We start from the raw sequence: 22,143 nt of genomic DNA on the forward strand, positions 1-22,143 counted from the left end.
TCACAAATTACTTTGTGAGCCTTTTCTTTATTCTAGTTCATCCAATTTAAGTCTCATCCAGCTTATGTTTCGTCTAATAGGCCTTTCAATGCTTGTTCAAGCCATAGCAATGCAGGCCCCTTCGAGCGTGTTTTAGATAAAACCAAATCAACCGGAGGCGACCACGTTTTGTGGTCAAATGAGACGTTCACCTCAACTAAGCGCTGTTTACTCAGCTCTTCTTCAACAAGGTGTTTAGGTAAGTATGCCCAACCGACGTCACTACCGAGGATCATTTCTTTGATGACGATAAAACTGTTTGACCACCATACTTTGCCCGCTATGAGTGGAAACTGATCCATCATCTTACCTTTATCGCCCCTTAGCATGAGCTGACGATGTGGCAACAAATCAGACAATTTCGCGACACCTGTTTTGGCTAGCTTGTGGCTTGGGTGACACACAGCAACAAACGGCAAATGCCCAATAAAGCAAGGTTCAGAACCTACATCAAAAGCCAAGTTGGTGAACATCAAACCAAGGTCTACCTTCTCTTCAACTACAAAGGGATTCACTTCGGTGGTGGTACAAGCGATCAACTCAACCTCTGTCGCAGGGAAATGTTGGCTGAATTCACTTAGGATTCTAGATAGATTAGGGACCAACAAGGAATCGTCTAATGCGATTTTAATAAGCCCTTCTTCGCCAGTTCCTATCGCACTAACGGAAGCATTGAGATCTTCAACCTGAAGGACGATTGCTTTCACTTGTTTAAACAGTTGCTCCCCTTCTTTCGTCAGCGAAGGTTTGCGAGTCGAACGATCAAATAACTCTACATTGAAATCTATTTCAAGATTGCTGATGCCTTGGCTTACCGCCGATTGCACCTTCCCCAAATGACGAGCGCTTGCTGAGAAAGAACCCAGCTCTACTGCGTAAACGAACATTTTAAGCTGTTCAATGTTATACATGCCACCAACCTATTATCACCATTAGTGATAGTTACTATCTTTCTATAATCATAATTAAAGATAATATGCCTTTCAAACAGCAAATATAGATTCAACAGAAAGAGAAAATACATGTCACACAAAGAACGAATTCTACATATGGTGCTATTTGAAGTGTTCGCACTGATCATGATGGCGGGGCTAGCAACCTACATTACTGGTAATGGAGCTGGGGAAATGGCGGGGTTAGCACTTGCGATGTCGCTAATAGCAATGGCTTGGAACTACGTCTACAACTACGGCTACGACAAAATCTTCGGGGCAGACAGAACAAAACGAACCAAGAAAACACGAGTTTTACACGGATTGGGATTTGAACTTGGTTTAATGACTGTAACGCTGCCAGTCTTGATGTGGGTGTTGAAGCTAGATTTTCTAACCGTATTGATTATGGACATCGGCCTAGTCATTTTCTTTGTACTCTACGCTATCGGATTTAACTGGGCGTACGATTCAGTAAGAGACTACTTTGTTACACAAGGAAAAGTTAGCGCTCTCAATTAAGTCACCAATTCGTTCAAATATCATCACTGAGCGATAAACAAAACGAATTGCCAGATTCAGTATGGATCTGGCATTTTTTGTCATAGCTTAAGTACATCCTTGTTTGTTAACGCTTTTCCAACATTTGAGAACTAGGATAGGCCCACAAGATCCAAGTTTAATAAACCACCACTCGCGAATCAGCATCACAAATCCAAACATAAACTCCTCGTACCAGTTGCGCATTCATTTACATATAGGTAGTTTTAGCGGCTTCGCAACCTATCAATTCGAGCAATGACGTTCATGCGAGCATCTTTTCCGAACAAAAGTGTTCGGATTAACATTTCAAGTGACTTTAATTAACAATTTTATGTTCAAACGCTCATTTTTGATGTTCGTTTATTTTCGAGTTCGCAAATTTATGCACAATACACGTGCTAGATAAGCAAAACTAAAAAGGACTCGAACATGACAACAAACAAACAACCTTCTTTATTTGGGCAATGCCTCGCCGAATTTATCGGTACAGGCCTGCTCATCTTCTTTGGCGTTGGCTGTGTGGCTGCACTGGTATTAACTGGCGCAACATTCGGACAATGGGAAGTTAGTATCATCTGGGGCTTCGGTGTTGCGATTGCAATTTACTGTACTGCTGGCGTTTCTGGCGCACACATTAACCCGGCGGTAACCATCGCGCTGGCCATGTTCCATGGCTTTGATAAAGCGAAAGTGGTGCCTTACATCATTTCTCAACTGCTTGGCGCATTCTGCTCTGCTGCGCTGGTATACAGCCTGTACAGCAACCTATTTACTGATTACGAAATCGCACATAACTTCGTTCGTAGCAGCCAAGACGCACTATCAACTGCTGGTATCTTCTCGACTTACCCACACGCTTCACTCTCTTTCTTCGGCGCTTTTGCTGTGGAATTCGTGATTACTGCAGTGTTGATGTTTGCCATCTTAGCGTTAGGTGATGAGAACAACGGCGCATCTCGCGGTGCGATGAACCCTCTACTGATCGGTATTCTTATCGCGGTAATTGGTGGTTCTTTAGGTCCACTGACTGGTTTTGCAATGAACCCTGCTCGTGACTTTGGACCAAAACTGTTCGCTTACTTTGCAGGTTGGGATTTCGCACTAAGCGGTGCTCGAGATATTCCTTACTTCATCGTTCCAATCCTTGCTCCAATTGCGGGTGCGTGTTTTGGTGGTTGGTTGTACCCACGTGTTATCGGTGCTTACCTACCAATTGAAGGCCAAGGCTGCACAATTCCAAACCAATGTGAAACAGAAGAAGAAGCTGAACAAGCTCAAGCTTAATCCCTAAGCGACCTTACATTTACTAAAATATAAATAACGAAAGAAAAAGGATTCTTACCATGACCGAGCAAAAATACATTGTTGCCCTAGACCAAGGCACTACAAGTTCTCGCGCTGTAATCCTCGACCACGATGCAAACATCGTTAGCTCTTCTCAAAGAGAATTCACTCAGATTTACCCGAAAGCCGGTTGGGTTGAGCACGATCCAATGGAAATCTGGGCAACTCAAAGCTCTACATTGGTTGAAGCGCTTGCTAAAGCAGGCATTCGCAGCGACGAGCTAGCGGGTATCGGTATCACTAACCAACGTGAAACCACCATTGTTTGGAACAAAGAAACTGGCAAACCGGTTTACAACGCAATCGTATGGCAGTGTCGCCGTACAGCAGATATCTGTGAAGACCTTAAAGCACGTGGCCTAGAAGACTACGTACGCGACAATACAGGTTTAGTCCTTGACCCGTATTTCTCAGGTACCAAAGTAAAATGGATTCTAGACAACGTTGAAGGCGCTCGTGAAGACGCTGAAGCTGGCAAACTATTGTTCGGTACGGTTGATACTTGGTTAGTTTGGAAGATGACTCAAGGACGTGTTCACGTTACGGATTACACCAACGCGTCACGTACTATGTTGTTCAACATCAACGACCTATGCTGGGACCAGAAGCTACTTGATGAAATGGGCATTCCAGCAGTCATGATGCCTGAAGTGAAACGCTCTTCAGAGGTTTACGGTCAAACGAACCTTGGTGGTAAAGGCGGTACTCGTATCCCAATCGCGGGTATTGCGGGTGACCAACAAGCTGCACTTTACGGTCAAATGTGTGTAGAAGCTGGCCAAGCGAAGAACACGTACGGCACAGGTTGTTTCCTTCTGATGAACACAGGCCAAGAGAAAGTAACCTCGAAAAACGGCCTACTAACAACACTGGCATGTGGCCCTAAAGGTGAACCTGCATACGCACTGGAAGGTGCGGTATTCATGGGCGGTGCATCAATCCAATGGCTACGTGATGAGATGAAGTTACTGGCTGGCGCAGAAGACTCTGAGTACTTCGCAACCAAAGTAGACTCTTCAAACGGCGTTTACGTGGTTCCTGCATTCACTGGCCTAGGTGCACCATACTGGGATGCTTACGCTCGTGGTACGATTGTTGGTCTAACTCGTGGTGTTAACTCGAACCACATCATCCGTGCAACGCTGGAAGGTATTGCTTACCAAACTCGTGACGTACTAGACGCGATGCAAGCGGACTCGGGTATCAAGCTCGCCAATCTACGTGTTGATGGCGGCGCAGTAGCGAACAACTTCCTAATGCAATTCCAATCAGACGTGCTAGATACAGAAGTTCACCGCCCTGAAGTAACGGAAGTGACTGCTCTGGGTGCCGCTTACCTTGCTGGCCTAGCGGTTGGTTTCTGGGACAGCATTGACGAGCTTCAAGACAAAGCCGTTCTGAACCGCACCTTCATGCCACACCACGACGAAGAGAAGCGTAACCGCCGTTACAAAGGCTGGAAGCGTGCAATCAAGTGTGCACAAGTTTGGTCTGAACTGCACGATGACGACGAAGAGTAAAATCGAGCGTTCGAATAATCACTCTCTTATCGATTGAATTGTTCGTTCCTCAGTAAACGAAACTAAAAAGAGCACTATTTTGTGCTCTTTTTTGCGTTTGGAGCCAATTTTTCATGTTTTGATCAACGTTTTTGCGGTTTGGACATAATTCCTTACCATCATTACTTCTCTCTCCTCATCAATTCGAGCACAATAGCGCGAGTTAATATTTTCGATTGTGACGCGCTAGAACCCATAGCGTGCAGGGAGTGGTAAGTTAAGTGAAGCAGATACCAAGACACCAGCAGATTGTAGACCTGGTAAAAACACAAGGATATGTGAGCACAGAAGAGCTCGTTGAAAAATTCGATGTCAGCCCACAAACCATCAGACGAGACCTCAATGAGCTGGCTGATAGCAACAAAATCCGTCGTTATCACGGTGGTGCAACCATTCCTCTTAGCTCAGAAAACACCTCTTACAACACGCGTAAAGCGCTTAACTTCAATGAAAAAGATGTGATTGCCGACGAGCTGGTAAAACACATTCCAGATGGTGCAACCTTGTTCGTTGATATCGGCACTACGCCAGAATCGGTGGCGCGCGCGCTCAATAAAAATCACAAACAATTACGAGTTGTCACCAACAACATTAACGTTGCCAGCATCCTTCTTCCAAACCCAGAGATAAAGGTTATCTTGGCGGGTGGCGAAGTGAGAAACCGTGATGGCGGCATCGTGGGTGAAGCAACACTAGATTTCGTTAAACAGTTCCGTCTTGATTTCGGCATTTTAGGGATCAGTGGTATCGACTTTGACGGCTCACTGCTCGATTTTGACTATCATGAAGTTCGAGTGAAACAAGCCATCATCGAAAACAGCCGCAGTATCTTCTTAGCCGTCGACCACACTAAGTTTGGCCGTAACGCGATGGTTAAGCTCGGCAATATCTCTCAGGCACACATGGTGTTTACTAATAAGCAGCCGCCGGAAGAGATTCTTAACATCCTTAAAGATTCAGACATTCCGTTAGAAGTCATCGATACCGCTCAGCCTTCGACACCAAATCAATAGCCTCTGTTAAGCCAAGTTAGATTAAATTGAGTTGAATGGAGTTAAGCACTCGCATTCGTGAGCAATCAAAAGCCAGTTCTATTGATAAACACTTATCGATAGCTGGCTTTTTTAATAACTGAACTATCAATACTTAATCCTCGTTCATGTCACTTCTATGCTCGAATAAGTTTTATTTGAACCTCTGCATTCATAAGCAGAGGTTTTTTTATGCGCAAATCACATAAAACGCGCATAAACGAAAATAATAAATGACCGCAAACGAAAGTTAAGATAGGATTCACTTATGTTCTAAAATGCTCGTTCGCTCAGCAAGAGGTCAAAATCATGAGTGCTCAACAAAATAATTCAAACAACAGTACATCTTCCACTTTAGACTTGATCGTGATTGGCGGCGGCATCAATGGTGCAGGTATCGCGGCAGATGCAGCAGGTCGTGGTCTCAACGTTGGCTTATACGAAGCAAATGATTTTGCTTCTGCTACTTCATCTGCAAGTTCAAAACTGATCCACGGTGGCTTACGTTACCTTGAACATTACGAGTTTCGTTTGGTTTCGGAAGCGCTTGCAGAACGCGAAGTATTGTTAAGAAAAGCACCTCATGTTGCTCAACCAATGCGTTTCCGTTTACCTCATCGACCATTTTTACGCCCAGCTTGGATGATCCGCTGTGGCTTATTCCTTTACGATAACTTGGGTAAACGCACCACACTTCCTGGAAGTAAAACGGTGAACTTGGCTAAATCAGGTTTACTGAAGCCAGAAATGAAGACCGGTTTCGAATACTCAGATTGCTGGGTTGATGATGCGCGCATGGTATTGCTCAACGTATTAGCAGCAAAAGAAAACAACGCAGAAGTACGTAACTACTGCCGTGTTGAAAAAGCGCACCGTGAAGGTGGTATTTGGCATGTGACGATCCTTGATGTCATGACAAACCAACGCTTTGAACGCAAAGCAAAAGCGCTTGTTAACGCTGCAGGCCCTTGGGTTAAACAGTTCTTTGATGATGGATTAGAGCAGGCTTCGCCTCGTAATATTCGTCTGATCAAAGGCTCACACATTGTTGTGCCACGCATTCATGACGAACCACAAGCGTACATTCTGCAAAACAAAGACAATCGCATTGTGTTCATGATCCCTTACCTAGATAAGTTCTCGATCATCGGCACTACCGACCTTGAATACAAAGGCGACCCGCGTAACGTCGCAATTGATGATGTTGAAGTGGATTACTTGATTGATATCGTTAACCAGCACTTTGTTAAACAGCTTGGCCGTGAAGATGTGGTTTGGACATACAGTGGCGTAAGACCGCTTTGTGACGACGAATCGGATTCACCACAAGCGATCACTCGTGACTACACGCTGGAATTAGATGCAGAGCTTGATCAAGCACCACTGCTTTCGATCTTCGGTGGTAAGTTGACCACTTATCGTAAACTCGGCGAAGCGGCACTTAAGAAGTTAGAACCACACCTAACCTACATGGGTGCGCCTTGGACAGCCAACAACACGCTTCCAGGCGGTAACTTTAGCTGCAGCAGAGAGCAGCTTGCGAAGATGATCCACACTAAATACCCTTGGGCATCTGAAGCGCTATTGCTTCGCTACGTGACTCAATTTGGTACTTACACGTGGAAACTACTGGAAGGTGCGAATAGCGAAGCTGACCTTGGCAGCCAATTCTCAAGCGAAGCCCATGGCGTTTATCAAGTTGAAATCGATTACTTGATCAATGAAGAGATGGCGATGACTGACGAAGACATCTTGTGGCGCAGAACCAAGCTTGGCCTGTACATGAGTGAATCAGAGCAGCAAGCAGTGACTGATTACTTAAAAGAGAAACTACAAAGTAAGGTAGTGAGCTTTTCTCAAGTAGGCTAACCCCACCAGCCTAAAAATGGTTCAAGAACATACTTAACAACGAAGCTTAGCGTCCCCCGCGCTAAGCTTTTTTTATACCCTATTTACAAAACCATAGTGCTAATTGAGTTTACCTATATCTAAGGTTTCTTGTATCCAAACATTCTTATGCGTTCAGATAGGGACTGGAGTGCAGAAACAAAAAAACTCCCGAAGGAGTTTTTATTATCTCAATCTGCAATTCGCTAACTAACTATTTAATTTAGCTATTCAGCAAAATAACCCGCTAGCTAGGCAATTAAGCGAGCATGCAGTGAATCTTTAAGCTCAGAACGATCATGTTTTAGTTGGTGCATCGAGCCGTCATCAATGGGTGAATCTTTCAGCTCTAGTTTACGAATCTCTTTATCAAGGTTGTCGTATGTCTTCATATCTGCTGCAAAGCCATCGTCAGTTTTAGCAAGCTCAGCAATTTTGTCTTTCATTTCAGGAAATTCGTGAACAAGAGAGTGATTTTCACCTAGCATAGAAACCTCTTAAGTTGAGTAAAGTGATTGGTATTACACATTCATTATTTACCTTAGCAAGGGACTCAAATGACAAATGAGATCCAGTACACAGCCTAGAATTTAAACAATTCAAATTAACAAATTTACAACCTTCCACCACAAAGCTATGGTATTGGATTGAGGTTTTTCTCAATAACAAAATCTGCCACTGACGATATGCCATATCACCAAGTTGTTTTTTATAGCCTTTGAATAAAACAAAACCTCACTTGATCGTGAGGCCTTAGACTGGTCGTTGTTATAAACGATAGCTAACAAATTTTGCTACATAAATTGGGGCTAGCTACTACAACCACCCGAATGTACTCGATTCATATCATCACCAACCTGTGATTCAGACCCCGTAGATTGGCATCCTGCCACGAATAATAGCGTTACAGATAAGATAAGCCATTTCATAATAATTCCTCTTTTAGTCATGACTAAAGCATAGTGCTTAAAAGCGCGGATACCTCAGCTATTAACTAAAGCCTTACCTGTCGATAAAGCCTTGGTTAATGAATAAAGCATCGCTTCATTAATTAAAGACCTGCTTTTGTACAAAAAACTTTCACTCCTATGAATAAAAATTGCACAAGAGTGAAAAAGAGGACAGTTATCGAGCTAAGAATAAGAGCTATAAGCTAATCACTCGTCGCCAAGCGCACCGCCGCCTCTGCATGAATGGCTGTAGTATCAAACAAAGGAGCATCAGTATGTTGTTGCTGAATCAGTAAGGCGATTTCAGTACAGCCCAGAATAACGGCTTCAGCGCCTTGCTGACTTAGTTTCTCGATGATTTGACGGTATATAGCTCTAGACTCTTCTTTTACTTCGCCTCGACACAACTCCTGATAAATGATGTTGTGCACTTTTTCTCTGTCACCGTCATCAGGAATAACAACATCAATACCGAACTTGTTAGTCAGGCGCCCTCTATAGAAATCTTGTTCCATCGTGAAAGCGGTACCGAGTAATCCTACTTTCTTCACGCCCTGCTCCAGCAGCTTCTGCGCTGTGGTATCAGCGATATGTAAGATAGGGATCGTGATCTTCTCTTCGATCTCAGGAATGACCTTATGCATGGTATTGGTACAAATCAGAATGAAATCAGCCCCACCCCTCTCTACCGATAAAGCCGCGTCCGATAAGATATCGGCTGTCTCCGCCCAGCGGCCTTGATGTTGAAGCTTTTCTATCTCATCGAAGTTCACGCTGTACATACAAACCTTTGCAGAATTGAGCCCACCAAGGGTCGCTTTAACGCCTTCATTGATGGATTTGTAGTAGCTTACTGTCGACTCCCAACTCATACCGCCGAGCAAACCGATCGTTTTCATTTTCCTATTCCTTTAATTTCCACATCTTCCGATTAAAGCGTCATGCGCTAAAAATTTATAGTACGTTCTTGCTAAAAATGAGATGAAGCTTTCGCTACTTAGCAAAAAGGCTCGAACTAACAATTCGAGCCTTTGTTGTTTTATCTGAAAGTCTATGAGGGTTAATACACCTCACACCAATCGGATTCCATATCGATCAGCGTCCAATCATCTCTAGAATTCGCTTCATCGAGTGCTTTATCTAGCTTGCCCACATGGGACTCACGATCGTACTGCCACTCGCGCTCAGCATCAGTGTGATGAACAATCATCGCCATAGGGTTGGGTTGGCTCGTTGCCCATTGCATCATGGCTTGATCACCGTCTGAGTTACCGACCGCTAGAATAGGTTTCTTGCCGATAATATGCTGAATATTGGTGACCTTTCCGGCTTTATCATCAATCGTCAAAATGGACGAGTCTTTGGTTACAGTCGGGTTGCCGTCGTTGAAGCTGTAGTTGTATTTAAGCGCGCTGCCAATGATCTGTTCTGGCGGGATATTATAGGCCTCGGGAGCCCACACTCTCATGAAATCAACGCCGCCACCCGACACTATGTAAGTTTTAAAGTCATGCTCTTGCAAGTAAGCCAGCATCTCTTTCATTGGTTGATAAGTCAGATCGGTATAGGCTTTATTGAAACGTTCGTCTTTCGCTGCAGCTAACCATTGCTCAACATCTTTTTGGTATTGTTCGACTGTCATACCAGAGTGCGTCACCATGATAATTTTCAATAAACCTTCTTCGCCGCTTCCTAGAACACTCTTGATGTCATCTTCAAGCACGAACTTAAACGGTGCTTCCGTTTTCCATTCAGGATGTTCAGGCGCCTTCTCTTTTACACGATCTAGTGCAAAGGCCAGCTGGAAGTAATAAGGCTTTTCTGACCAAAGCGTACCGTCGTTATCGAATACAGCGATGCGATCTTGGGCCGCAACGAACATATCAGACTCCGCTTTCGTAGCTTGACCAACAAAATCCACGATAGCGGATTTACTCTCACTATCCTTCCATGAAGGCAGCAAATTGGGGTCGCAGTCTTTAGCAAAAGATGAGAAAGAGAGGCTAGATAAAATCGCAACTGACAAAAGGGTTATTTTCTTCATAGCAACTACCATGTTATTGAATTAATTGTAGGGTTTAATTCAATTCATCCTAATTGGTCTACTCTGATTTTCCACTTATGAACACTATAACCGCTGTTTATGTTGCCGTTAGATTAGTGCCACAACGAGTTCTGCTTTTTAGTTCGTTACGGCTTACGCTCTGCGCTTTTTGAACGCGTGCCAGCCGGCGCTGAGAATTGTTTTTAACACCACACCGAGTGCGCTTAGTTTAGGGTCGGCATTCTTGCCAGAGGCAATACGCCACATCTGATGTTCATACCAAACCAGCCCTACCATAGCAATCTTGTCTAATGCGGGTTTACCTGTGGTGGGCACCGTTAGCGGCATGCCGTGGCTAGGGTTTTCGATTAACTTGTTAGGAAAATCAGGATCAACCGCCATTGTGCGCGCAATACCAATAAAATCGGTCGCCGATGTGTTTAATGCTTCATTCATTGCTTGCGCGGTTCGAAAGCCACCCGTGACCACCAGCGGTGTGCTGACGATCTTTCTCGCCTTGACCATGTAATCCATAAAATACGCTTCACGTTTTACTGTGCTGGCCTTGATTGGTTCATCCTTGTTCTTTGAACCCATCATTGAAGGACTTTCATAGGTACCGCCGGAGATCTCAATCAGGTCGATGCCATTATCACTCAGTGTTTGCACAACCTGCATCGACTCTTCTTCCGTGAAGCCTCCTTTCATGAAGTCAGCGCTGTTGAGTTTAATTCCTACAGGGAAATCGTCACCAACCTCTTTTCGAATCGCACGATAAACCTCAAGTACGAAACGAAGTCTGTTTTCGAGTGAGCCACCCCATTTGTCTTGGCGTTGATTGTGTCTCGAAGACAAAAACTGACTGACAAGATAACCATGAGCACCGTGAATCTGCACGCCAGTAAAACCCGCTTGTTTTGCAAGCTTTGCACTCAACGCGAACTTATCAATGATTGCGATTATTTCCGTCTCAGTAAGAGCTCGTGGCGTATTGAAGCCTGTTTCTAATCCGCGCTCTAAAGAGATAGCTGAAGGGGCAACCGGGCTATCACATAAGAACTTAGGAATTTGCTTACCTGGGTGATTCAGTTGCATCCATATCTGAGAACCGTTCTGTGTCCCAGCCTTCGCCCACTCACGAAATATGGTTAAGTCACTGTGCTCATCCAACACAACGTTCTTAGGTTCACCAAGCGCACCTCTATCGACCATCACGTTGCCCGTCATGGATAGACCAATTCCTCCTTGAGCCCAACGCAGGTAAAGCGTGACCAAACCTTGCTTAGGGTTATGGTGTTTATCACCTAGCTGTTCACTCATTGCCGATTTGAACAGGCGATTTTTGATTACTTGGCCATTAGGAAGAGAAAAAGGGTCGTTGAGGCAGATTGGATTCATGCGCGTGGTTACTTTCTTGGGTTTATATATTGCGTCCAGTATGCCCTATTTTATCTGACAGTTCTGAGCATTTAACGCCTATTTCGAAGCAATTTCTGCTCAACAATCAAAACCAGCAGCATAACAACCGACATGAATCAATTATCAACAGGAGCTCAAAAATCGGAGCTAGCACTACAACATTACGCTAATCAGAAAGGCTCTAACGCCCTTTACGCTCATAGTAATTGTCGTTATTGTGATTCTCTACACCATCATCACAAGGACTGTCTGAGAGTTATGAACAGCACGATTGAAACTATTCTGGGGCACCGCTCCATTCGTCAATATACCGATCAACCAATAGAGAAGGAGCACCTCGATTTAATTGTCCAGGCAGGTCTCGCTGCGTCATCATCAAGCTTACTGCAGGCTGTTTCTATCGTGAGAGTGACCGACAAAGAGAAGCGAAAGCTGCTAGCAGAATACGCAGGCAACCAAGCTTACATTGAAAATGCGGCTGAGTTTTTAGTATTCTGCATCGACTATCAACGCCACGCTCAAATCAACCCTGAGGTGAAAACCGACTTTACTGAACTGACACTGATTGGCGCGGTCGATTCAGGCATCATGGCGCAAAACTGCATGCTGGCTGCTGAGTCTCTTGGCTTAGGTGGTGTGTACATCGGAGGCTTGCGCAACAGCGCTCAACAAGTCGATGAACTACTTGAGCTACCACTACACACTGCCGTGCTATTTGGGATGTGTTTAGGTCACCCGGTACAGCAACCTGAGATTAAGCCTCGCCTTCCTGCTCATGTGGTGATGCACGAGAACCAATACCAGCCGTTGAGCTTAGACGAAATTGCTCGCTACGATGATTCAATGCAATGCTACTACGCGAATCGCTCAAGTAATCAGAAGCAGAGCAGTTGGTCACAGCAGATCACTCAAAAGCTGTCTGGCGAATCTCGTCCGCATATCCTGCCTTACTTGAACAGCAAGCAGCTGACCAAGCGCTAAGCCGTTAAAAAATAGCAGCAAACAGCAACACAAACAAAAATGTCAGCGTACGATACGCTGACATTTTATTAATCCGGAGGCCGCTAGCTTACAGATATTTCTCTATCGGAAGTAATTGTAGAAAGCCAGACTGCATTCTCTCCCACTTGCCAGTTTCAGGTTCGCTGTCCCAGCTTTGCTCACCGGAATACCAATACACATCACCGTCTTCCAGTTCCAAGCGCCAGCTATTATCTTCACTCATCGCTTGCTCAATAGTGTCCGCTAATGTTTCAGCAATACCTTTGTTCTTGATGATCAAAACCGATTCCGTATTGAGGTAGGTAGAACGTAAATTGAAGTTAAATGAGCCAATGCTTGCGATACTGCGGTCAAATACCACTGATTTAGCATGCAGACCATAAGCTGTCTCAGGTGCACATTTAGTCACGTCTTGAGTCGATGCTTCACACAGCTTGGAATCTGGTTTTAACTCAAACAGGTCGATGCCATGCTCCAACATGTCGTAACGTCTGCCCGCATAAGCTGAATGATTAGTCACCAAATCATTAGACGCCATTGAGTTAGTTAAAGCCTTTATCTCGACGCCGCTTTTGTTCAACACTTGCCACTCTTCTAATTGGCCGTCATCAAATACTAGGTACGCCGATTCTAGCAAGATCTCTTTCTTCGATTCACTGGCTAGCTGACCTAACAGAACTGCGGTCGCTTTCGGTTGATCGGTATTACCTGAGTCAACTGGAACAGGTCGGTCATAAGCGAAACTCGCGTTAACCCAAGTCATCTCACCAAGTGCCTTTTTTAGCAGGCTGTCTGCCGCTTCACGATCTAATGGTAGCTCTGGGTAATTCTGATAATGCGGAGCAGCAATATTCTCAATGATTGAGATATCGGGTTGTTCTTCGTCACCTAACATATCGACTGGATAAGACCATCGGCTGTTCCAGTATTCGATAAAGCTAGTTTGGATAGTGGTGACGACTGAGCCCATGACCAATACATCACGATCTCGGAAGTTAATCTCATCGGAAAGGTCAAAGTATTCATCACCAATATTGCGCCCGCCAACCACAGACAAAGTGCCATCCACGGTAAACGATTTATTGTGCATGCGACGATTTAATCGAGAGAAATCGCCAAGGAAGCTTAGCCACTTACTGAAACCACGGCGTGTTGGCGTTGGGTTGAAGATACGAATCTCGACGTTAGGGTGCGCATCCAGTGCTGACAACAAACCTTCACGTTCGTTGAGGTTGATATCATCCAACATCACTCGAACCTTCACACCACGCTCGGCTGCTGCCAATAAACGGCTGGCTAGGTAACTGCCCGATTCGTCAGAGTTCCAGATGTAATATTGAATATCGATGGTGTGTTCTGCACTTTCAACCAACGCCAAACGCTGTGCCAATGCATCCCAACCAGACTCTTGTAAACGAACGGCGGTCGTCGCCTGCTCTGATGCTTCTGGTTGATATTCATCCGCTAAAACCGACAGAGTGCTTGGTCCATAAGAGGTATACGGTTCTACAGGATGGTCGATGCCTTCTGGTAATGAAGAACAACCACCAAGAATAGCGACTAAAATTAAGGTTAAACTGATGCGTTGGAGCACAGGCATATGTCTGACTTCCTTTTCACGGTGACATCTTAGAAACTGTCCCTACAGCTTTGCGACTCACAAGCTGTTCAGGTCTATTCATTGATTATTACTGCTAAAGCCTGAAATTTATAGGTAATTATCCACTATAAATGAAACATCAGTACTCCATCGAGAGCAGCACATAGCTAAACCGCGCCCTGAAACCCTCACCTTTGCTCTGAAATTACTGCGATCTCAACTGTTCGATAGCCAAACAATAAAGGCCTAAAGGCTTTCTTACCATCTCAACCGTAATCTCTGTTCTATCCGGGTTACAGTTCAATGCAAGCGCATAACCGTGCAAATAGTCCACTAGCAAGTGAAGGGCGTCTTCGGTTTGTTCTGATGTAAGGTTCAGCGGACTCAACACCGCTTCAAAGCGTTCACCAAACACCTCAACAGGCCCAAGCGATTTCATCGTTAGTAGAGTTTCTAGCAACCCACGGTAGTCATTCAATACCGACAAGTAACTCACACTAAGCTGATAAAGGTTCTCTTGCCACACTTGGTTTTTCTCAGGCTGTGCCACTTCACCTACTAATGAAACAGTGATCGACTCCAATAGATCATTTTTGTTTTTGAAGTAATGGTATATCGCCATCGCATCGACGCCGAGCTCTGTGGCTAACCCTCTGATACTCGGCACTTTACCACCTTCCCGCATCATGCACTTTGCCGTATCTAAGATCTTTTCGGCACTTAGTTGGCTTGATCCACTCTTTGGTCGACCTCGCTTTTGATCCTTGACAGTCATAACACCACCTCTTAAACTTACATTTCTACACTGTAGAATATTTTAATTTAATACAGCGTAAATGCCAAGTTTCTGTTCAATTTCGGAGTTAACAATGTCAAATATTGTCTTTATCGGTGCGAGTCTTGATGGTTACATTGCAGACAAAAATGGTGGTCTAGATTGGCTACAAGCCATCCCAAATCCAGAAGGTGATGACATGGGGTACAACGCCCATATCGATCGTATTGATGCTTTGGTAATGGGCCGAAACACAATGGATATGGTGCTGAGCTTCGGTATTGATTGGCCTTACACAAAACCTGTTTATGTATTGAGTAACACGTTGACGGAAGTACCTAAAGAGGTTGAAGGAAAAATGTTCTTGATAAAGGGTGAGCTCACTCAGATCATCGAAGAGCTGAACGGTAAAGGCTTTAACAACCTGTATATTGATGGCGGTGTGACCATTCAAAACTTCCTGAAAGAAGACCTGATTGATGAACTGATCATCTCGACGATTCCCGTTGTTCTTGGTGGCGGATCTCCGCTATTTGGTAACTTAGTCTCTCCTCTCGACTTTACGCTCAAAAACGTCACGACTTACCTTGATGAGATCGTCACTACTCACTACTTACGTAAGTGTTAAATCTGTTGTTCGCATAAAGGTTATGTACCGATCAACACTGAATGACTGCATACATTAACAAACAACAAAAAGCCCGTTCATAATGTCTGAACGGGCTTTTTAATCAAACAAGAATATTCGCTAAGCTGGAGACTCGCTCAGTGTTGGCTCAGATACTGTTGTTTGTTGTTTCTGCCATTTATCCACGACCAGTGCAGCAATCATGTCACCTTCAACGTTAACCGCGGTACGGAATGTATCTAACGGGCGTTCAATAATCAGCAGAATCGCGATTGCTTCCAGTGGTATACCAGCGGCCAATAACACCAGCTGCATGCCAGACATAGATCCAGATGGCATACCCGGAGCCCCCACAGACGAGACCATCGCCATAATGAAGATCATCACCAAGCCAGAAGTCGTGAGGTCCACACCAAACAGTTGAGCCAAGAAGATTGCCGCGACACCTTCGAAGAGTGCCGTACCATCCATGTTCATCACTGCGCCAAGCGGTAACACCATGCTACTTGTACTTTGCGATACGCCGAGCTTTTCTTCTGCGCTCTGCATCGCCAGTGGCAAAGTAGCAGAGCTTGATGACGTTGCGAACGCCATCGCCATCGGTGCCGAGATACCTTTGAATAGTGTGCTAAGACGAATCCCAGTCATCACCTTCGCAATAGTCGGCAAGACAATCGCTCCGTGGATCAGAGTCAGCACAAACACGAGCAAAGCAAACAGTGCCAATTGCTCAAACAGTGACTCACCACCACGAACGGTAAAATCGAGGACAATGGCGAAAACCGCTAGTGGAGCTAAACGAATTATCCAACCAACAATGGTATTGATGCTCTTGTTCAAGCCATGAAGCACCTCAAAAATCGGGTGTTTTTCTGGCAATGAAGAAAGCAGAGCAATACCCAACATGAATGAGAACACAACAATCGCGAGCAAGTTACCATTGGTTAATGCCGCTACCGGGTTCACTAATGCCATGCTAAACAGCTTGCTGGCAATAGCAGCTCCTCCTGCCGCATCTTCGCTGATAAGCTGAACATCGTCTCCAATCGCAGCAACGCTGGTTAAAGGTTCCCAAGCAGGCAACAACAGTGAAGCCCCCAAGCCCAAAGAGATGGCTATCAGCGTCGTGAAGCTATAGAAAAGTACGGTATTTCGGCCAATTTGCTTCAATCGAGTTATCGAACCAATGCTTGTTATACCTTGCAATAGCGAGAATAAAACTACCAAGCCAACGACCATTTTTAGCAAGCCGATATAAGTAGTTTTGCCAAGCATTAAGAACTGATACCACCCCGTTTGGGTAATGCCAGAGGTTGAAGCAATAAGTTGTGCAAAAAGCCATGCAAGCAAAGCAGCTAACATTAACTGAAGAGGTAAAGAGTGGCGAAGTTTAGTCAACATAAGGACAATTCCAGTAACCCTGTAGGACAATTCAGATACCTTTATTAAAGGGAACAACCTTTAATAAAAATATTCCTTGGTAAAGTGTGCCTAGGAAAAAATAAAGTCCGTTAGAGATTCAATCTAACGGACTTTATGAAAACCAGATGAGGTTTAAGATTTAAGGCTATTTATCCATGTGTAGAACAGTACGGATAGACTCGCCTTTGTGCATTAGTTCGAATGCTTCGTTTACGTCTTCAAGACCCATAGTGTGAGTGATGAACTCTTGTAGTCCGAACTCACCCGCCATGTAACGGTTTACGATTTCTGGAAGCTCAGAGCGGCCTTTAACACCACCGAAAGCAGAACCACGCCATACACGACCTGTTACTAGTTGGAACGGACGAGTTGAGATCTCTTGGCCTGCACCTGCAACACCAATCACAACTGATTCACCCCAACCTTTGTGGCAACACTCAAGCGCTTGACGCATCACGTTTACGTTACCGATACATTCGAATGAGTAATCAACACCACCGTCTGTCATCTCAACGATAACGTCTTGGATTGGCTTGTCGTAGTTCATTGGGTTGATGCAATCAGTAGCGCCAAGTTGTTTTGCTAGCTCGAATTTGCTCTCGTTGATATCAACACCTATGATTTTGCTTGCACCCGCCATACGAGCACCGATGATTGCAGAAAGACCGATACCGCCTAGGCCGAATACAGCAACTGTGTCGCCTTTTTCAACTTTAGCTGTGTTCAGTACTGCACCCATACCTGTGGTTACGCCACAACCTAGAAGACAAACTTCCTCAAGAGGTGCTTCTTTGTTTACTTTCGCTAGTGAGATTTCTGGAAGTACTGTGTACTCAGAGAAAGTAGAACAACCCATGTAGTGGAAGATTGGCTCACCGTTGATAGAGAAACGGCTTGTGCCATCTGGCATTAGGCCTTTACCTTGAGTTTCGCGAACCGCTTGGCAAAGGTTAGTTTTACCAGACTTACAGAATTTACATTCGCCACACTCAGCTGTGTAAAGTGGGATCACGTGGTCGCCAACTTCAACGCTTGTTACGCCTTCGCCAACCATTTCAACGATACCGCCACCTTCGTGACCAAGGATAGAAGGGAAGATACCTTCTGGATCGTCACCTGAAAGAGTGAATGCGTCAGTGTGACAAACACCAGTAGCAACGATACGAACAAGTACTTCGCCAGCCTTTGGCAGTTCAACGTCAACGGTTTCACGCTTTAGCGGCTCACCCGCTTTCCAAGCAACCATAGCTTTAGATTGGATATGAGTTTGACCAGGTTTGATTTCGATAGTCATGTGATATTTCCTATATTAGTCAGTCAACGTTGAGCTTGTTTGTTATCGCTCTCTCGTTTTGTTGGGGCTAGTATAGGTAGGGATATTAATTTTGATAATCCCCTATTTTTGGAAATGATTATTACATATTGGTAATAATTAATCGAGAAAGCTAAGTCCCTCACGTACACATAGAGAATCGCTCTAATGTAGATGATGGAAGTATTCAGTAAACTTAGTCGTTATCGATCGATTTCAGCACTTTACATGGATTGCCCACTGCAACCACATTGGTTGGAATGTCTTTAGTCACCACACTTCCAGCGCCAATCACACTGTTCTTACCAATGTTCACGCCTGGGCATATGATTACGCCCGCACCAATCCAAGCATTGTCACCAATAGTAATTGGTGTACCGAACTCAACACCTTGTTCAACGCGTCCTTTAACGTCTAGCGGGTGTCCTGCTGTTAACACCTGAACATTTGGCGCGAACAACACATTGTCGCCAATCGTTACCTCTGCCACGTCTAAAACTACGCAGTTAAAGTTGGCATAGAAGTTCTTACCCAGCTTAATGTTTGAGCCATAGTCACAACGAAATGGCGGCTCTAAATAGGCACCTTCAGAATCAGGAATCAGCTTATCAATTGCCGTGCGCCACTCATTGGTATCTGGAATGCTGTTATTAAGTTTTTGCAATACCTTACGACACTCGATTCGCTCCGCGTACAGCTGCTCATCCCATGCTAAATAAGGCTCACCAGCTAACATTTTTTGTTTTTCTGTTTTCACGTTACTTACCTCTTTTCACACTACTTACCTAAAAATGGTCAATTCAACGACCAAAGAACGCAATATCGCATATCTAATAAAGCGGAGTAAGCAAGGCTTTAGCACGATTTCAGAGATGTATAGCCCATCACTTTTTGTAGGCCAAATATGAAATCGACTCTCTGTTAATTGAGCTTAAATACGCTGAGCAACTGAATCGCGCAGCACCAAACTGCCGGTAGTGTTGATGGCCTCAGCTTGTTCAGCATCACCAACAATTTTCAGGATCGCCTTTTGTATCATCTGCTCCAGCGGTACGCTGACAGAGGTTAAGCTTGGTGTGAGGAATTCACCCACTTTGCTGTTATCAAAGCCGACGATAGAGATGTCTTTGGGCAATGAATAACCCAGCTTTGTTAACGCCTTAATCGCGCCAATCGCCATGTCATCGTTTTCAGACAAGATCGCAGTGAAGCTTGCTTTGCTCTCCGCTAAAGCTCGCCCGGCACGGTAACCACTTTCCATCGTCCAATCGCCCTGAACGACTTTGGTTTCATCTAGTGCAACACCGTGCTTGGTTAGTACATCTTGATAGGCTTTAAAACGCTGTTCATCGGTCGATGAACTAGCTTTACCACGAATGACCGCAATATCTGTATGGCCCTGTTCAATAATGTGTTCAACCATCAAACAAGCACTTTGATAATGATCGGTGGTGATCGCGTGCTCAGGCTTCGAAGGCATTTCGCGGTTAAGCACCAGAATCGGAGTATCGGTGCTATCGATGATCTGCGCTATCTCGATTTCCGTTAAACATTGCGGATAGATGATGATGCCCGCGCATTTCATATCGAGTAGGAAGTTGATCGCTTTTCGCTCATCTTCAGCACTGTGTTTACCATCGGTGATCACCAATTGGTGATTCGACTTTTCACTGTATGAAGCCGCGTGGTACATCAAGGAAGAAAAGTAAGGGCCGTTGAACAACTCATTGGTGATAACAAAGCCGATGAAGTTGGTCTTCTTGGTCGCCAATTGCTGAGCTAACAAGTTTGGTCGATAGCCCGTTTCTTGAATCGCATCAAATACCTTTTTCACCACATCCGCGCGCACGATATTCTTGCCGTTTAAGACACGAGAAACCGTCGATTTAGATACGCCAGCGCGGTTCGCGACATCAAGCATTGTGACCATTCACTTACCCTTCTATAAAAAATTAGCCGACCTAAGCCAGCTAATTGTATCCGTGAAACGACAACGCACGCTGCCGCTCAATTGCAGGCATTCTAAATAGTGGCACCGTTAGATGCAATCACGCCTTTATACCACTCGAACGACTTCTTGCGTTTGCGTTCTAGTGAGCCAGATTGATCGTTGTGCTTATCTACGTAAATGAATCCGTAGCGTTTTTTCATCTCGCCCGTGGTGAACGACACTAAATCGATACAGCCCCAAGGGGTATAACCCATCAAATCAACACCATCAATCACAACGGCTTTTTTCATCTCTTTGATGTGGTCGCCAAGGTAAGCTATGCGGTAATCGTCATTAATGCTGCTATCTTCTTCAATGGTATCAACAGCGCCAAAACCGTTCTCAACGATAAACAATGGCACTTCATAACGTTCATACAGAGACGCTAAACAGAAACGCAAACCTGTTGGATCAATTGGCCAGCCCCAATCGCTCGACTTGATAAACGGGTTATCGACCGAGTTTTCATGACCGCCGTCCATCGCTTCTTCTGTCGATTGGTGAGAAGACGAATCCAATGTATTCGACATGTAGTAGCTAAAGCCTAAGTAATCGGCCTTACCTTCTTTTAGGATCTGCTCATCTTCTGGCTGCATTTCAATATTGAAGCCTTTAATAGCCCAATCACGCTTGGCGTAACTTGGGTAGTGACCACGAACCATGACATCAGAGAAGAAGTAACGATCACGCATCGCTTGCTGCGCCACCATGATGTCTTCTGGCTTTGAAGAACGAGGGTAGAAAGGCACCATCGCACACATTGCACCGATCTGAAGATCTGGGTTGATCTCATGACCTTTCTTAACTACCAATGCGCTTGCAACAAACTGGTGGTGAACCGCTTGGTACATCGCTTCTTGCGGTTTTTCGCACTGTGGGAACTTCACGCCAGAGCACAACCAACCGAAGATATCTGCCGAGGTATTCATTTGGTTGTTGATCTCGTTAAACGTCATCCAGTATTTCACTTTGTGCTGGTAACGCTCCATCACCGTGGTTGAGTACTTAACAAAGAAGTCGATCACTTTACGGTTCATCCAGCCACCGTATTCTTTGGCTAGGTGGTAAGGCATTTCAAAGTGGCTCAGCGTCACAACTGGCTGAATATCGTATTTCAGAAGCTCATCAAACAGGTCATCGTAAAATTTTAAGCCCGCTTCACATGGCTCAGCTTCATCACCATTCGGGAAAATACGCGTCCACGCGATACTAGTACGGAAACACTTAAAGCCCATCTCAGCAAATAACTTAATGTCTTCTTTGTAGCGATGGTAGAAATCAACCGCCACTTGGTTTGGGTAGTTTTCACCATCGATTACACCATCGGTGATTCGACGTTGTACACCGTGAGCGCCCGCTGTCAATACATCAACAACACTGACACCTTTACCATTCGCATCCCAGCCGCCTTCTAGCTGATGCGCCGCAACCGCGCCACCCCATAAAAAATCGTTTGGAAATTCGTTGTTCATACCATCACTCGCTACAAGTTATTCGCTAGAAAATAGATAGGTTTAAGATAACAAACTTAAAAGCTGCAACTCTGAAACCGGTTTCAAGGTGCAATAAAGATACACACCGAAACCGGTTTCAGCAACTGTTTTTGATCTTTTTTTGATCACAAAGTGAATCTAAGGGAAGTGCTCATGATTTACAGCTAACGTTC

At 44.8% G+C, this 22,143-nt stretch carries 19 protein-coding genes; 7 read left to right on the forward strand and 12 right to left on the reverse strand.

The annotated features are described in order from the left end of the window. Nucleotides 1–62 precede the first annotated feature (62 nt). The gene (locus CWO13_RS02340; protein ID WP_108082469.1) at nucleotides 63–950 is read right to left on the reverse strand and encodes a LysR family transcriptional regulator; all 888 of its coding nucleotides are present in this window, start codon (nucleotides 948–950) and stop codon (nucleotides 63–65) included. 111 nt (nucleotides 951–1,061) lie between these two features. On the opposite strand from CWO13_RS02340, the gene CWO13_RS02345 reads away from it, so the two are divergent. From CWO13_RS02345 to glpD, 5 genes are all read left to right on the forward strand, one after another. Further along, nucleotides 1,062–1,493, forward strand: a complete 432-nt coding sequence (locus CWO13_RS02345; RefSeq protein ID WP_055319949.1) for a PACE efflux transporter — start codon at nucleotides 1,062–1,064, stop codon at nucleotides 1,491–1,493. Between the two features lie 450 nt (nucleotides 1,494–1,943). After that, nucleotides 1,944–2,798, forward strand: a complete 855-nt coding sequence (locus tag CWO13_RS02350; RefSeq protein WP_108082470.1) for an MIP/aquaporin family protein — start codon at nucleotides 1,944–1,946, stop codon at nucleotides 2,796–2,798. Nucleotides 2,799–2,857: 59 nt separating this feature from the next. Beyond that, nucleotides 2,858–4,378, forward strand: coding sequence for a glycerol kinase GlpK (gene glpK / locus CWO13_RS02355; RefSeq protein ID WP_102431545.1), 1,521 nt, complete (start codon nucleotides 2,858–2,860; stop codon nucleotides 4,376–4,378). 260 nt (nucleotides 4,379–4,638) lie between these two features. Beyond that, nucleotides 4,639–5,430, forward strand: coding sequence for a DeoR/GlpR family transcriptional regulator (locus CWO13_RS02360; protein WP_108082471.1), 792 nt, complete (start codon nucleotides 4,639–4,641; stop codon nucleotides 5,428–5,430). 327 nt (nucleotides 5,431–5,757) lie between these two features. Then, on the forward strand, nucleotides 5,758–7,317 hold the full coding sequence (gene glpD / locus CWO13_RS02365) for a glycerol-3-phosphate dehydrogenase (RefSeq protein ID WP_108082472.1): 1,560 nt from the start codon (nucleotides 5,758–5,760) through the stop codon (nucleotides 7,315–7,317). A 269-nt stretch (nucleotides 7,318–7,586) separates the two neighbouring features. Here glpD and CWO13_RS02370 read toward each other — a convergent pair whose 3' ends face one another. The 4 genes from CWO13_RS02370 to CWO13_RS02385 all read right to left on the reverse strand — a co-directional run bounded on the left by CWO13_RS02370 (nucleotide 7,587) and on the right by CWO13_RS02385 (nucleotide 11,727). Next, nucleotides 7,587–7,823 carry a YdcH family protein gene (locus CWO13_RS02370; protein ID WP_012600119.1) on the reverse strand — a complete coding sequence of 79 codons (237 nt, stop codon included), beginning with the start codon at nucleotides 7,821–7,823 and terminating at the stop codon, nucleotides 7,587–7,589. Nucleotides 7,824–8,488: 665 nt separating this feature from the next. Further along, nucleotides 8,489–9,184: an aspartate/glutamate racemase family protein gene (locus tag CWO13_RS02375; protein WP_108082473.1), complete on the reverse strand. Its 696-nt coding sequence runs from the start codon at nucleotides 9,182–9,184 to the stop codon at nucleotides 8,489–8,491. 161 nt (nucleotides 9,185–9,345) lie between these two features. Further along, nucleotides 9,346–10,329 (reverse strand): HAD family hydrolase, encoded by a 984-nt coding sequence (locus tag CWO13_RS02380; RefSeq protein ID WP_108082615.1) that lies wholly within the window; start codon nucleotides 10,327–10,329, stop codon nucleotides 9,346–9,348. A 153-nt stretch (nucleotides 10,330–10,482) separates the two neighbouring features. Beyond that, complete coding sequence (locus CWO13_RS02385) at nucleotides 10,483–11,727, reverse strand: NADH:flavin oxidoreductase/NADH oxidase family protein (protein ID WP_108082474.1); 1,245 nt, start codon at nucleotides 11,725–11,727, stop codon at nucleotides 10,483–10,485. A 279-nt stretch (nucleotides 11,728–12,006) separates the two neighbouring features. Here CWO13_RS02385 and nfsA point away from each other — a divergent pair, with 279 nt between their 5' ends. Continuing rightward, nucleotides 12,007–12,729: an oxygen-insensitive NADPH nitroreductase gene (gene nfsA / locus CWO13_RS02390; RefSeq protein ID WP_108082475.1), complete on the forward strand. Its 723-nt coding sequence runs from the start codon at nucleotides 12,007–12,009 to the stop codon at nucleotides 12,727–12,729. Between the two features lie 88 nt (nucleotides 12,730–12,817). Here nfsA and CWO13_RS02395 read toward each other — a convergent pair whose 3' ends face one another. Together CWO13_RS02395 and CWO13_RS02400 are read right to left on the reverse strand one after the other, a co-directional pair. Beyond that, the gene (locus CWO13_RS02395) at nucleotides 12,818–14,350 is read right to left on the reverse strand and encodes a phospholipase D family protein (RefSeq protein WP_048669073.1); all 1,533 of its coding nucleotides are present in this window, start codon (nucleotides 14,348–14,350) and stop codon (nucleotides 12,818–12,820) included. A 205-nt stretch (nucleotides 14,351–14,555) separates the two neighbouring features. After that, nucleotides 14,556–15,125, reverse strand: coding sequence for a TetR/AcrR family transcriptional regulator (locus CWO13_RS02400; protein ID WP_108082476.1), 570 nt, complete (start codon nucleotides 15,123–15,125; stop codon nucleotides 14,556–14,558). A gap of 61 nt (nucleotides 15,126–15,186) precedes the next feature. Here CWO13_RS02400 and CWO13_RS02405 point away from each other — a divergent pair, with 61 nt between their 5' ends. After that, the gene (locus CWO13_RS02405) at nucleotides 15,187–15,753 is read left to right on the forward strand and encodes a dihydrofolate reductase family protein (protein WP_108082477.1); all 567 of its coding nucleotides are present in this window, start codon (nucleotides 15,187–15,189) and stop codon (nucleotides 15,751–15,753) included. Between the two features lie 120 nt (nucleotides 15,754–15,873). Here the strand turns inward: CWO13_RS02405 and CWO13_RS02410 are convergent, their stop codons facing one another. The 5 genes from CWO13_RS02410 to CWO13_RS02430 form a co-directional block, all read right to left on the reverse strand. Continuing rightward, nucleotides 15,874–17,154, reverse strand: a complete 1,281-nt coding sequence (locus CWO13_RS02410; protein WP_102530198.1) for a dicarboxylate/amino acid:cation symporter — start codon at nucleotides 17,152–17,154, stop codon at nucleotides 15,874–15,876. Nucleotides 17,155–17,320: 166 nt separating this feature from the next. Next, the gene (locus CWO13_RS02415) at nucleotides 17,321–18,469 is read right to left on the reverse strand and encodes an S-(hydroxymethyl)glutathione dehydrogenase/class III alcohol dehydrogenase (protein WP_017631496.1); all 1,149 of its coding nucleotides are present in this window, start codon (nucleotides 18,467–18,469) and stop codon (nucleotides 17,321–17,323) included. Nucleotides 18,470–18,683: 214 nt separating this feature from the next. After that, a complete protein-coding gene (locus CWO13_RS02420) occupies nucleotides 18,684–19,244 on the reverse strand; it encodes a sugar O-acetyltransferase (RefSeq protein ID WP_102530197.1) in 561 nt (186 codons plus the stop codon). A 174-nt stretch (nucleotides 19,245–19,418) separates the two neighbouring features. Beyond that, the gene (locus CWO13_RS02425; protein WP_102530196.1) at nucleotides 19,419–20,417 is read right to left on the reverse strand and encodes a LacI family DNA-binding transcriptional regulator; all 999 of its coding nucleotides are present in this window, start codon (nucleotides 20,415–20,417) and stop codon (nucleotides 19,419–19,421) included. Nucleotides 20,418–20,509: 92 nt separating this feature from the next. Next, complete coding sequence (locus CWO13_RS02430; RefSeq protein ID WP_107899339.1) at nucleotides 20,510–21,949, reverse strand: 6-phospho-beta-glucosidase; 1,440 nt, start codon at nucleotides 21,947–21,949, stop codon at nucleotides 20,510–20,512. Nucleotides 21,950–22,143: the final 194 nt, after the last annotated feature.

The sequence above is a fragment of the Vibrio sp. ZF 223 genome, from assembly GCF_003050585.1.
GTDB classification, from domain to species: Bacteria; Pseudomonadota; Gammaproteobacteria; order Enterobacterales; family Vibrionaceae; genus Vibrio; species Vibrio crassostreae.